At 63.5% G+C, this 12,338-nt stretch carries 9 protein-coding genes; 7 read left to right on the top strand and 2 right to left on the bottom strand.

Annotated elements, in window-relative coordinates:
* Nucleotides 1-26: 26 nt before the first annotated feature.
* Nucleotides 27-1,118, top strand: a complete 1,092-nt coding sequence (locus tag ACZ9BC_RS21360; protein ID WP_476247737.1) for a PQQ-dependent sugar dehydrogenase — start codon at nt 27-29, stop codon at nt 1,116-1,118.
* A gap of 337 nt (nt 1,119-1,455) precedes the next feature.
* Here the strand turns inward: ACZ9BC_RS21360 and ACZ9BC_RS21355 are convergent, their stop codons facing one another.
* Together ACZ9BC_RS21355 and ACZ9BC_RS21350 are read right to left on the bottom strand one after the other, a co-directional pair.
* Nucleotides 1,456-2,415: an alpha/beta hydrolase gene (locus tag ACZ9BC_RS21355; RefSeq protein ID WP_476247702.1), complete on the bottom strand. Its 960-nt coding sequence runs from the start codon at nt 2,413-2,415 to the stop codon at nt 1,456-1,458.
* A gap of 261 nt (nt 2,416-2,676) precedes the next feature.
* Nucleotides 2,677-3,603 carry an AraC family transcriptional regulator gene (locus ACZ9BC_RS21350; protein WP_476247701.1) on the bottom strand — a complete coding sequence of 309 codons (927 nt, stop codon included), beginning with the start codon at nt 3,601-3,603 and terminating at the stop codon, nt 2,677-2,679.
* Nucleotides 3,604-3,880: 277 nt separating this feature from the next.
* Between ACZ9BC_RS21350 and ACZ9BC_RS21345 the strand changes: the two genes are divergently transcribed.
* From ACZ9BC_RS21345 to ACZ9BC_RS21320, 6 genes are read left to right on the top strand one after another with little or no spacing between them, the layout of a single operon-like run.
* Nucleotides 3,881-5,233: an ABC transporter substrate-binding protein gene (locus tag ACZ9BC_RS21345; protein WP_476247700.1), complete on the top strand. Its 1,353-nt coding sequence runs from the start codon at nt 3,881-3,883 to the stop codon at nt 5,231-5,233.
* 20 nt (nt 5,234-5,253) lie between these two features.
* A complete protein-coding gene (locus ACZ9BC_RS21340) occupies nt 5,254-6,222 on the top strand; it encodes a carbohydrate ABC transporter permease (RefSeq protein WP_476247699.1) in 969 nt (322 codons plus the stop codon).
* Nucleotides 6,219-7,142: a carbohydrate ABC transporter permease gene (locus ACZ9BC_RS21335; RefSeq protein WP_476247698.1), complete on the top strand. Its 924-nt coding sequence runs from the start codon at nt 6,219-6,221 to the stop codon at nt 7,140-7,142. Before ACZ9BC_RS21340 ends, ACZ9BC_RS21335 begins: the two co-directional genes overlap by 4 nt.
* Before the next feature lie 40 nt (nt 7,143-7,182).
* Complete coding sequence (locus tag ACZ9BC_RS21330) at nt 7,183-8,241, top strand: NAD(P)-dependent alcohol dehydrogenase (protein ID WP_476247697.1); 1,059 nt, start codon at nt 7,183-7,185, stop codon at nt 8,239-8,241.
* 59 nt (nt 8,242-8,300) lie between these two features.
* Nucleotides 8,301-9,305 carry a carbohydrate kinase family protein gene (locus ACZ9BC_RS21325; protein ID WP_476247696.1) on the top strand — a complete coding sequence of 335 codons (1,005 nt, stop codon included), beginning with the start codon at nt 8,301-8,303 and terminating at the stop codon, nt 9,303-9,305.
* A gap of 6 nt (nt 9,306-9,311) precedes the next feature.
* Nucleotides 9,312-10,790, top strand: coding sequence for a mannitol dehydrogenase family protein (locus ACZ9BC_RS21320; protein ID WP_476247695.1), 1,479 nt, complete (start codon nt 9,312-9,314; stop codon nt 10,788-10,790).
* Nucleotides 10,791-12,338 lie beyond the last annotated feature (1,548 nt).

The raw sequence follows: 12,338 nt of genomic DNA, 5'->3' as shown, positions 1-12,338 counted from the left end.
TGGCAGTCACTATGGGAGCGGGCCTGATGTTGGCCGCCTGCGCAGCCACCCCGCCGACCACCACCCCGCCAGCATCCCCGCCGCCGGTTGCGTCGGCTGTTCCGTCCCCCGCCCCGCCCTCAGCGGGGACCTCAACGACGCCGGGGAACGCCACCCCGGCCGGCACGCCCCAGGTAGTGGCCGCCGGGCTGGAGGCTCCGTGGTCCTTGGTGTTCCGCAACGGCACCCCGCTGGTCAGCGAGCGGGACAGCGGGCGGATCCTCGAGCTCAGCCCTGACGGCGCCACACGCACCATTGGCGACATTCCCGGTGTGGCCGGCGTCGGGGAAGGCGGGCTTTTGGGCCTGGCTGTTGACAGCCAAGGCCGCCTGTACGCGTACTCCACCGGGGCGGACGGAAACAGGCTCCAGCGCTTCGACGTCGCTGGAGACCCAGGGTCCTTGGCACTGGGGGAGCCTGAAGCGCTCCTCGACGGGATTGCGTCGGCGAGCTATCACGACGGCGGCCGGATCGCCTTCGGGCCGGACGGCATGCTCTACGTAACGATCGGTGATGCGGGCCGGCGCGGCAGTGCCCAGGACCTGGATTCCCTGAACGGGAAGATCCTGAGGATGACCCCCGACGGCGGCGTCCCCGCCGACAACCCCTTCCCGGATTCGCTCGTCTACAGTTACGGACACCGCAACCCCCAGGGCCTGGCTTGGGCGGAGGACGGCACCATGTTCGCCACCGAGTTCGGGCAGAACACCTGGGACGAGCTGAACATCATCACCCCAGGGGCCAACTACGGCTGGCCGGCCGTGGAAGGAATAGGGGCGACAGGGGAATTCACCGACCCGGTGCAGCAGTGGGAGCCCTCCGAGGCCAGCCCCAGCGGCATGACACACATTGACGGGACCCTGTTCATCGCCAACCTGCGCGGACAGGTCCTCCGGGCCGTGCCCGTTGCCGACCCCTCCACCTCGACCACCTACCACAGCCGCGAATTCGGACGCCTCCGCGATGTCACGGAGGCTCCGGACGGGAGGCTATGGTTCGTCACGAACAACACCGACGGCCGAGGTACGCCCGGTCCCGACGACGACCGCATCCACAGCGTGGAGCTGACTGGGGAGTGACCTTGCGGCTGGGTATCGACAAAGTCTTCAACGGCTCCTCAGGGAGCATGCTTGGGCCAATGCCTCGATGTAAATGCGAACTCCCCTCCCGGCTGGGCGGGCAGCCCACGGGTCGAGGCTCATCGGACGTCCGCAAGGGGAGTCTTTCCGACCGCCTGCAACGCTACCTTTGGGCGGCGAGGCGGAATGTTTTGATCTTGTTCCATGGCAGGTGGATGGGGGAGTCCTTCTTGCTTTTCTGATTCGACAGTACCCGCGCATTGGCCTGAACGACGAGGAACCCGGCATTGACGCCGGGTTCCTCGTCATGGCAGGGGGATGCCCGGGTTGGGGGTTGTTAGCCGCGGAGGTTTTCGCTGAAGAACTTCTCAAGCCTGTCGAAGGGGATTAAGTTGGTGCGGTCGTAGAGGTCGATGTGCCGGGCTCCGGGAACAACGATGAGCTCCTTCGGGCCAGTCGCCTTCTCGATGATGGCATCGCTGAACCAACGGGAGTGCGCGTTCTCGCCGGTGATAAGCAGGATTGGCCGGGGTGCGATCTCGGCGATATGTCGGAGTTCGCCGAAGTTGATGTGCGCCGCTCCACTGGTGATGGTAAACCCGCCAATGGACCGCGGATGGTGCCCGCGTTCTTCGACGTAGTACTCGAAGAACTCCCGGGTAATGGGGTCGAGGCCTTCGGACGGCGTCTCTGAAGGGAAAATCGGGGACAGGGCGGGCTCGCCTGCGTCCACATCTGCCCAGCGCTGGGCGGCGAGGGATTCCAGCGTTTTTTGGCGGTCTTCGGGGCTGCTGCTATTGAGCCATCCGTTGCGTTGTACGCCGCTGATGTCGTACATGGCCGAGGTCGCTACCGCCCGGATGCGGGTGTCCACCTGGGCAGCGCTCAGGGCAAAGCCGCCGCTGCCACAGATACCGATGGCACCGATTCGCTCGCGGTTGACGTAGGGCAAAGTGCCAAGATAGTCGACTCCTGCACTGAAATCCTCCGCAAAAAGCTCCGGAGAAGTGATGTGGCGCGGTTCACCGGAGCTTTCACCGTTGTAGGACGGATCGAAACCGAGCGCCACGAAGCCGCGACGGGCCAGTTCCTGCGCGTAGACCCCGGGTCCCTGTTCCTTTACCCCGCCGTGTGGCGGGCCGATGACGACGGCTGGATGCGCGACGGATTCATCGAGGTTTTTCGCCCTGTACACGTCAGCGGCGATCTCGATGCCGTAGCGGTTCTTGTAGCGGACGGGCGTACGGCTGACCTCATCAGAGAGAACAAAGGTGTAGCCGTCTTGCTGCATTGTCATGCTGTGGTTCCCTCCCGGGACTTTGTTGTTGTGTGTCTTATCCAGTAGATACCGGGTGTGGCAGAACAAGGGAGTCTCTATCTAGGGGTGGGACTGGCAGGGCACCCCTAGCGGCCTGAACTAGCGGAGCGTAATGCCCGCACCTCATCAGATGCCGTGGGTTCCACAGCGCAGGACCTTCTGCTGGACGCCTACGCACAGCGCACAGGGGCTGCGCTCAACTGAAAGGACGCGGCGCCGCCATAAGCACGGCGGCGCTGACTAGGGGTTCTGGACGCGCCGGCGGTAGGTCCGCGGGGTTTCCCCGGCGTCGTGCAGGAAATGCCGGTTGAAGTTGGAGAGGTTTGCAAAGCCGACCTCGTAGCAGATCTCCGAGATGGGCTTCTCTGTGCGCTCGAGTAAACGTCGTGCGTGTGCCAGGCGCAGCTTGCGGAGTAGGTCGCTGAAATTCTGGCCGGTGGCGCGCTTGAAGTATTTGGAAAAGGTAGGTTCCGGCATGCCTACCAGGGCGGCCGCCTCGGACATCCTGACGCTGCCGGCGTGATTGCTGAAAACATATTCCAGGACGATATCGACGACGGCGGCGGCTTGGCTGTCCAGCTGGGGCCTGAACCATTCCTCGGCGAGGTAGCGTCGCTCCTCGTCCGGTGCGCGGGCCAGGATCCCGAAGAGCGCAAACAGGTGCTGGAGGCGGGCGAGCCCGGTGGTGGCGCCCATGGCCTCGATTGCTGCCGCTGCCGCCTCAGCTGAGCGTCCCAGGAACTCAATGCCCCGCTGCGACTGCTCCAGCAACGGCTGCACCTCGACCATCTCGGGCACCAGGGCGGCAGTCTGCTCCAGCCATTTCCCGTCGAACTGGATCACCGCGTCCCGGTTTTCCAGCACTTCACCGGGCTCGAGGTCACTGACCCAGTCGTGTGGAAGTCCCGACCCTACCAGGGCAACGTGGCCGGCCTCGAAGGTGCCGATGTGGTCACCGACAATGAATCTTCCGGTGCCCTTGCGGATGAGGTGGATCTCGTACTCGGGGTGGTAGTTCCAGCGCGCCACGGGGCTGGGATAGCTGTGCTGGTGCCACCGGACAGAGTGGTTGGGGTCAGGCGGGATGACCTCCCGGTTGGCCCGCATTCCCAGCAGGCGTTCGGCCAGCCTCGCCGTGGCTCCGTCGGCAGTGTCGGCGGCAGTCATTGTGGTTTCTCCATGGGATTGGGGTTTATGAACTCTGGACTGCTTTCCTTGTCCTGATCCCAGAATAGCGGCCCGTAGCGTGGGGCCAGGAGAAAATAAGTATCAGAAACTGGCAACCAGGGCGCTAGTTGTGACGCACAGCCCCCGCCTAATCTTGAGTAACAGCAGCGAGCTACACCGGAATTTCCGGTCCAAGCCCTCGCCCCGGTCCGGTACCCCGACACGGCAGTCGCGGTGCGGTGACCATGCAACCTCTTGAAGAACAAAGGAGTCCTTAATGCGCCCGAATATGCGTGCTGCGACCCTGGCCGCCGGCGCTTTGTGTGTCGCGCTGAGTGCCTCGGCCTGTGCGGGAGCCGGCGGTGGCAATTCCGCCGGTGACCCGAACAGCATCAGTGTCCTGATGGTTAACAACCCCCAGATGGAGGATCTGCAGCGGCTCACGGCAGAGAACTTCACCCAGGAAACCGGGATCAGGGTCAACTACACGATCCTGCCCGAGAACGACGTGCGGGCCAAGATCAGCCAGGAGTTCTCCAGCCAGGCCGGCCAGTACGACGTCGCTTCACTGTCCAACTACGAGATCCCGTTCTATTCCGCCAACGGCTGGCTCGCCCCGCTGGATGACGTTGCCCAGGACCCGGAGTTTGACCAAAACGACATCCTGCCCGCCTACACGGCATCCCTCACCGGCGAGGACGGCAAGCTCTACGGCGAACCGTTCTACGGGGAGTCTTCGTTCCTGATGTACCGCAGGGACATCCTGGAAGCCAAGGGCCTGACCCTGCCGGCGAAGCCGACCTGGGACGAAGTCGCTGACATCGCCGCAAAGGTCGACGGCGCGGAACCGGGCATGAAGGGCATTTGCCTCCGCGGCCAGCCCGGCTGGGGCCAGGTCTTCGCACCGCTGACCACCGTCGTGAACACCTTCGGCGGGACCTGGTTCGACAAAGACTGGAACGCCCAGGTCAACTCCCCGGAGTTCACCGAAGCCGTGGAGTTTTACACCAAACTGGTCCGCGAACACGGCGAAGCAGGAGCCGCGCAAGCCGGATTCACCGAGTGCCTGAACAACATGAGCCAGGGCAACGTGGCCATGTGGTACGACGCGACCTCCGCCGCCGGCGCCTTGGAAGCCGAAGATTCCCCGGTGAAGGGCAAGATCGGCTACGCCCAGGCACCGGTGAAGGAAACCGCCTCTTCCGGCTGGCTGTGGACCTGGTCCTGGGCCATGCAGGCCGCGTCCAAGAAACAGGACGCTGCCGAGAAGTTCATCACCTGGGCCAGCTCCAAGGACTACGAGGAACTCGTCGCCTCCGAGCTTGGCTGGGCCAAGGTCCCCTCCGGCAAGCGCATCTCCACCTACGAAAACGCCGAGTTCCAGAAGGCCGCACCGTTCTTTGAAGCTGAACGCTTCGCCATCGAGAACGCCGACCCGAAGAACCCCGGTGCGCAGGAACGCCCCGCCGTCGGCATTCAGTTTGTCGGCATCCCCGAATTCGCTGCCCTGGGCACCAACGTCTCCCAGGGCGTCAGTTCCGCCATCGCCGGCCAAGGCAGTGTGGCTGACGCGCTGGCTAAGGGCCAGGAAGCCGCCCAAAAGGTCGGCAACAAGTACAAGCAGCCCTAACCGAAACGCAGGAGAACATCATGACTACCGCAACGGCGCGCATCTCCCGCACGGGACACAATGCAGCCAAACCTTCACGAGACGCCAAGTCGCGCGAACGAGCCCTGGCCTGGGCACGGCGTGCACCGCTGCTCCCGGCCCTGGTCTTCCTCATCCTGGTCACCCAGCTTCCGTTCGTGGTGACGCTGGTCATCTCGTTCATGAACTGGAACAGCCTCAGCCCGGACAAGACCGCCTTCGCCGGCCTGGAAAACTACGTCACCGTCCTTACCGACCCTGACCTGCGGCAGGCGATCTTCACCACCATCCTCCTCACCGTGTCCGTGGTGCTGATCAGCCTGCTCATCGGCCTGGGACTGGCCCTGCTGCTGGACAAGAAGTTCATCGGCCGAGGCCTGGCCCGGACCCTGCTGATCGCCCCGTTCCTGGTGGTTCCCGTGGCAGCGGCCCTGATCTGGAAGCACGCCCTGCTCAACCCCACTTACGGGCTGATCAACGGCGTCCTCACCTGGGTATGGTCCCTCTTCGGCAGCGCCCCGGCGCCGCAACTGGACCTGCTCTCGCAGGCACCCATGATGGCCGTGATCCTCTCCCTGGTGTGGCAGTGGACGCCGTTCATGATGCTCATCCTGCTGGCCGGCCTGCAGTCCCGCCCCATGGACACCGTCGAGGCCGCCCAGATGGACGGCGCAACCCCCTGGGGGATCTTCCGCCACCTGACGCTGCCCCACCTGCGCCAGTACCTGGAGCTCGGCGGACTCCTGGGCGCGATCTACATCGTGCAGAACTTCGACGCCGTCTTCACCCTGACAGCAGGCGGACTGGGCACAGCCAACCTGCCCTACGCGATCTACCAGACGTTCTACTTCGCCAACGAATACGGCCTGGCATCGGCCGCCGGCGTCGTCGTAGTCATCGGCACCATCATCGTGGCTACCTTCGCACTCCGCACCGTCTTTTCACTCTTCAAGAAGGAGGCAGCACGATGAGCACCCTCACCCCCGCTGCACCGCAGAACACACCTCCCGGCCCCACCGCGCTGAACACCGGCCGCACTCCACGTCGTCGCGGCAAGGCACGCATGGACCCCACCCGCAACAACACCGCCGCCGGCATCGCCGCCTGGCTGCTCGCGCTGCTCTTCGCCGTCCCGGTCCTGTGGATGATCCTGACCTCGTTCCACTCCGAGACCGACGCCGCAACGAACCCGCCCTCGATCGCCGCGAACCTGACCCTGGACGCGTACCGGGAGTTCTTCGGCGAAACCTCCGGCGTCAGCCCGTGGCCATCGCTGGTCAACTCCGCCACCGCCTCGATCCTGTCCACGGTCCTGGTGCTGCTCCTTGCCTTCCCGGCCGCGTACGCGCTGTCCATCCGGCCGGTGAAGAAGTGGACCGATGTGATGTTTTTCTTCCTCTCCACCAAAATGATGCCCGTGGTCGCGGCGATCCTGCCGCTGTACCTCTTCGCCCGGACCGTCGGTGCCCTGGACAACATCTGGTTCCTGATCCTGATGTACACGTCCATGAACCTGCCCATCGCCGTGTGGATGATGCGCTCCTTCCTCGCCGAAGTGCCCGAGGAAATGCTGGAAGCCGCCCAAATCGACGGCGCCAACCTGCTGCTCATCCTGCGCAAGATCATCGCCCCCGTGGCGATGCCCGGCATCGCCGCTACCGCCCTGATCTGCTTCATCTTCAGCTGGAACGAACTGCTTTTGGCCCGCGTCCTCACCGGCGTGGTTGCAGGCACCGCCCCGGTGTTCCTCACCGGCTTCGTCTCCGGCCAGGGCCTCTTCCTCGCCCAGGTCTGCGCGGCCGCCGTCGTGATCTCCCTGCCGGTGCTGTTCGCGGGTTTTGCCGCCCAGGACAAGCTGGTCCAGGGTCTGTCCCTCGGCGCCGTGAAATAACCCTCCGGTCCCCATCACACTCGTTCAAGGAACAACTTCGATGACAACAACAACCGCACAATCACCTGCCACCGGTTCCGGACTGCCCGCCACGATGCGCGCCAATATCCTCAAGAGCCAGGGCGACATGGCCATGGAAACCCTGCCCCTCCCGCAGCTCGACGCCGACCAGGTCCTGGTGCAGGTTGCCGCCGTCGGCGTCTGCGGCAGCGACGTCCACTACTACGAGCACGGCCGGATCGGCCCGTACGTGGTGGACCACCCGCTGATCCTGGGCCATGAACTCTCCGGCCGGATCGCCGCCGTCGGCAGCGCCGTGGACCCCGCCCGCATCGGCAAGCGCGTCGCCGTCGAGCCCCAGCGCCCCTGCCGGAAGTGCAAGCAGTGCAAAGCCGGCCGCTACAACCTCTGCCCGGACATCGAGTTCTACGCCACCCCGCCGATCGACGGCGCCTTCGCCGAATACGTCACCATCCAGTCCGACTTCGCCTACGACATCCCGGACAGCGTCAGCGACGAAGCCGCCGCCCTGATCGAACCGCTCTCCGTGGGCCTGTGGGCCTGCGAGCGGGCGGAGATCAGGCCCGGCAGCCGGGTCCTGATCGCCGGCGCCGGGCCCATCGGCATCATCGCCGCCCAGGCCGCACGTGCCTTCGGCGCCACCGAAATCTACATCAGCGACATCGCCGAAGACCGGCTCGCCTTCGCCCTCGAACACGGCGCCACCCACGCACTCAACGCCAGGACCGACACGGTGGAAGGGCTCGACGTCGACGCGTTCATCGACGCCTCCGGCGCACCCCAGGCAGTCCGCTCGGGCATCAAGGCCGTGGCCCCGGCCGGCAGGGTCATCCTCGTAGGGTTGGGGGCCGACGACGTCGAACTTCCCGTCTCGTTCATCCAGAACCGGGAGATCTGGCTCTCCGGCGTCTTCCGCTACACCAACACCTGGCCCCTGGCCATCCAGCTCATCGCCGACGGGAAAGTGGACCTCGACATCCTGGTCACCGGCAGATTCAGACTGTCTGAGTCCGAGGAGGCACTCAAAGCCGGCAAGCAGCCCGGCCAGCTCAAAGCCGTCGTCTACCCGGGCCGCTGAACCGGTAGCCCAAAAGCAGTACCCCGCCACATCAAGCACCGACCTGCGAGGAAGCAGCCATGTCATCACAAGGGACCGGCACGGAACCGAATCTCTCCGACAGCAAAGCCCTGGTCACTGTCATCGGGGAAGCACTCGTCGACATCATCGAAGACCCACGCCAAGGGAGCACAGGACGAAAGACGCACCCGGGCGGCAGCCCCCTGAATGTGGCCGTCGGCTGCGCCCGGCTGGGCCTTCGCACCAAACTCGTCACTCACTTCGCCGAGGATCCGTACGGCCAGTTGATCGCCCGGCACCTGGAGAACAACGGTGTCGAGACCATCGTCGGGGGATCCCAACCCACCTCAACAGCCGTGGCGACCTTAGATAGCACTGGAGCCGCCCGGTACACCTTCGCCATCAGCTGGGACATCAACGGGGCCTCAATCCCAGCCTTGGCCGCCGCGGAAAGCTCCCTGCACGTGCACACCGGATCCATCGCCACGGTTCTGCCTCCGGGCAGCAAATCGGTGATGGGCCTGATCGACGGTGCCCGCCATCACGCCACCATCAGCTTCGACCCCAACTGCAGGCCGGCAATCAGCCCGGACAAAGCAGCCGCCAGGAAACAGGCAGAGGACTTTGTTGCCGCCAGCGACATCGTCAAGGCCAGCGACGAGGACTTGCTCTGGCTTTACCCCGACAGGACTCTGGAGGAATCGATGAACGCATGGCTGGCTCTGGGGCCAGCCCTGGTGGCATTGACCCGCGGCGCCAACGGACCCGTCCTCCTCAGCCGGTCCGGAAGGGTGGACGTCCCCGGCGAAACGGTCACGGTAGCAGACACCGTCGGAGCAGGAGACTCCTTCATGGCCGCGCTGATTTCCGGGCTGGCGCAGCTGGACGCACTCGGCGCAGCAGGCCGGGAGCGACTCCAGAGGATGAGCCAGGACCAGCTCCATGCCCTGGCCCGCTACGCGAACAAAGCAGCGGGCATTACCTGCTCCCGGGCGGGCGCCAACCCACCGGGACCGCCCGAGCTGGGGCCGCTGGCAATCCCGTCGTCCTTCCTCGAAGCGTAGGCACCCATGCAACCCCTGAAAAACTACACCCTGCACGATGTTCCCGGCCCGGTCAGCCAACCTGCATATGACAGGTCAAAACTGACAGAGGGCATTGTCCACTTCGGAGTCGGCGGTTTTCACCGCGCGCATCAGGCCATGTACCTGGACCGGCTCATGAATGCCGGAAAAGCTCTTGACTGGGCCATTTGTGGAGTAGGGGTCCTGTCCGGCGATGTTCACATGAAGAAGGTCATGGACAGCCAGGACTGCCTTTACACTCTCACCGTGAAGCATGCCGACGGCATCAGACATGGCAGGATTATTGGTTCCATCATCGACTACCTCTTCGCCCCGGACGACCCGGAAGCAGTGATTGAGAAGATGGCCTCGCCCGCCATCCGCATCGTTTCGCTGACCGTGACCGAAGGCGGCTACAACTTCCACCACGTCACAGGAGAATTCGACGCGGACAACCCCGACGTGGTCCATGACCTTCAACCGGGAGCCGTGCCCCGGACGACCTTCGGTCTCATCACAGCAGCCCTCGCCCGCCGAAGGCAGCGTGGACTTGCCCCCTTCACCGTGATGTCCTGCGACAACATCCAGGGCAACGGCAACGTTGCCCGCGAGATGTTTACCGCCTTTGCTGCCCTCAAAGACCCGGAACTTGGCGTGTGGGTACAGCGGAATGTCCCATTCCCCAACAGCATGGTTGACCGCATCACTCCCGCCACCACCGACGAGGACCGGCAGGCCGCATCACTCGAATATGGTGTCGAGGACGCCTGGCCGGTCGTCTGTGAACCGTTTGAACAATGGGTTCTCGAGGACCATTTCAGTCTCGGCCGGCCCCCGTTGGAGGATGCCGGTGTCCAACTGGTGGCCGACGTAGAACCCTACGAGCTCATGAAACTCCGCCTGCTCAACGCCAGCCACCAAGGCATGTGCTACTTCGGCCACCTTGCCGGCTACACCTTCGCCCACGAGGCCGCCCAAGAGGCGTTGTTTGCCCGCTTCCTGCTGGACTACATGGACAAGGAAGCAACTCCGACCCTGGAGCCCGTGCCGGGAATAGACCTCGACAGCTACAAGCAAACCCTTATTGACCGTTTTTCCAATGAGCATATTCGGGACACCCTCGCCCGTCTGTGCGCCGAAAGTTCCGATCGCATCCCAAAATGGCTGCTGCCTGTGATCAACACAAACCTGGAACGGAGCGGGGACATACACCGCTCGGCCGCGATAGTGGCCAGCTGGGCCCGCTACGCCGAAGGGGTTGACGAGCAGGGAAACACCATCGACGTCGTCGACCGGCTTAAAATACCGCTGATGGCAGCGGCTGCCCGCCAGCGCAAGGAACCCCTGGCGTTCATCTCCAACCGACAAATCTTTGGAGACCTGATCGACAACGAGCTCTTCGTCCAGGCCTACACCGAAGCGCTGAACAAACTCCACGAGGGCGGGGCACGGGCCACGCTCGAATCTCTTACCTCTCCGCCCTGACCGGAAGACACCAAGCGTTCCTGCCGGCGGACGAGGAAGTGGGCACAATGAGCCACACGAGAAGCAGCCAGTCCCATCTTGAGACGCAGTATGCCACCCAAAATTGGTCGGAACTTCGCGTCGGAGACGATGTGGACGTCCAGTACCCCGACGGGCACGTCGAGAAAACCAAAATTGACGCTAAGTCGCCTGACACAATAATTGTCTGGTTAGTCTCGTATGCCGGGCATGATCGCAGAATGTACGGCGACTGGGAAGGCGTGTGCCTTAGTTCGGCGCCGCGAGACCATGATGGTGACGAGTGACAACCGGTATGCGGCCGGAGTGCCGACGCCGGTTGTTGCCGGCTCTCGTCTTCCTGGTTCCCCTGTGGCTGGCGTGGCAGGCAGATGCGCGGCCCGGAACTGCGTACTGGGATCTGATGTGGGGGAACCTGCCACTCTTCTGCGGATTGGTCTTTTTCGTTCTGGTTCCCTCACCGATTGTGAAGCCTGCCTCTGCGCTGTCGGAAGACCAAATGCGCTGTTTTCGGTATGCCGTCAGGACAGGGATGCTTCCCCTTGCCAGTCTCTTCAGGGACTGGACAACGGAACTGGTCGAGCGGCGGCGCGGTCTGGAAAGAGTACTCACTGCTCTTCCAGCAATCATACTGATTTTCGCTGGGAGCAATGTTTACGCCGCTGCGCTGCTACCCGGGTGCTACGGATACTTCCTGACAAGCGCTGCAGTATCCGTTTTCCTAGGCCTCGTCCTCATGGAACAGACCAGAGCCCGCCTCAGAAACATCTGTTCGTTGGAGGAACAACTCCAACTCCAGAACCACTACTTGAGGACCTCCATCAGCAAACTGTAGCCCGCGCTTTTGCCTTCCAAGCTCCAAGCCCCCAAGTCAGAAAAGCAGCGACAGTGCTTGAACGGGAGTTATCGCAACTCCTTCCTTTGCCCTCTTAAAGGGCCGACAATGGATATTCCGTCAACTGCCTCGGCGGGGCAGACCGATGCCTGCGGATCACCCGGCCGACTGGTAGGCAACTCTGATCCGTCCACGGCTGGTCCCTTCGCCCATTTTGTTGCTGTGTTTTTTGCGGTTGTTGGTTGTGTGTGTCGTTCTGGTAGGGGAGCCTTCGCTGGGTTGAGGGGCCGGAGCGCAACTTGGGGAACCGGCTACGGGGCGAAAACTTCAGCTGCAGGCAATGCTTCGCTGTTCTGGTGCAGAAGTTTTCGGTTCGGGGTCGGCGCGGTAGCGCCCTGGTTGCGCGGAGGTCCCCGCCCAGCGATCATGGGACATATCAGAATGACAAGCAGCCATGTGCCTTTTGCTTGTCCATCGGTTCCAAACGATTCAGCGGCATGACTTCGGGACAGCTATCAGCGCTTGAGCGGGAGGGCGATTTCTACCGCTTCGAAGCATCTCGTGAGTGACGTTCGCGCTTACTACGGTGGGGCCCAGACATATTGCAGCTACAGGTTCTGGTTCAATTCTCGCCGTACGGCCGGACGGGAGCGGCCTGCGTATCCTTCAGCATGAAACAACCCGGCTGAAATTCT

It is taken from the genome of Pseudarthrobacter sp. TE3704 (assembly GCF_056279405.1).
The sequence above is the reverse complement of the archived record's forward strand: the minus strand, read 5'-3'. Positions and strand labels throughout refer to the sequence as shown.

Coding starts and splice junctions, on each gene's coding strand:
- ACZ9BC_RS21320 (WP_476247695.1), top strand. CDS start 9,312: ATGCAACCCCTGAAAAACTACACCCTGCACGATGTTCCCGGCCCGGTC.
- ACZ9BC_RS21340 (WP_476247699.1), top strand. CDS start 5,254: ATGACTACCGCAACGGCGCGCATCTCCCGCACGGGACACAATGCAGCC.
- ACZ9BC_RS21350 (WP_476247701.1), bottom strand. CDS start 3,603: ATGACTGCCGCCGACACTGCCGACGGAGCCACGGCGAGGCTGGCCGAA.
- ACZ9BC_RS21330 (WP_476247697.1), top strand. CDS start 7,183: ATGACAACAACAACCGCACAATCACCTGCCACCGGTTCCGGACTGCCC.
- ACZ9BC_RS21360 (WP_476247737.1), top strand. CDS start 27: ATGTTGGCCGCCTGCGCAGCCACCCCGCCGACCACCACCCCGCCAGCA.
- ACZ9BC_RS21345 (WP_476247700.1), top strand. CDS start 3,881: ATGCGCCCGAATATGCGTGCTGCGACCCTGGCCGCCGGCGCTTTGTGT.
- ACZ9BC_RS21325 (WP_476247696.1), top strand. CDS start 8,301: ATGTCATCACAAGGGACCGGCACGGAACCGAATCTCTCCGACAGCAAA.
- ACZ9BC_RS21335 (WP_476247698.1), top strand. CDS start 6,219: ATGAGCACCCTCACCCCCGCTGCACCGCAGAACACACCTCCCGGCCCC.
- ACZ9BC_RS21355 (WP_476247702.1), bottom strand. CDS start 2,415: ATGACAATGCAGCAAGACGGCTACACCTTTGTTCTCTCTGATGAGGTC.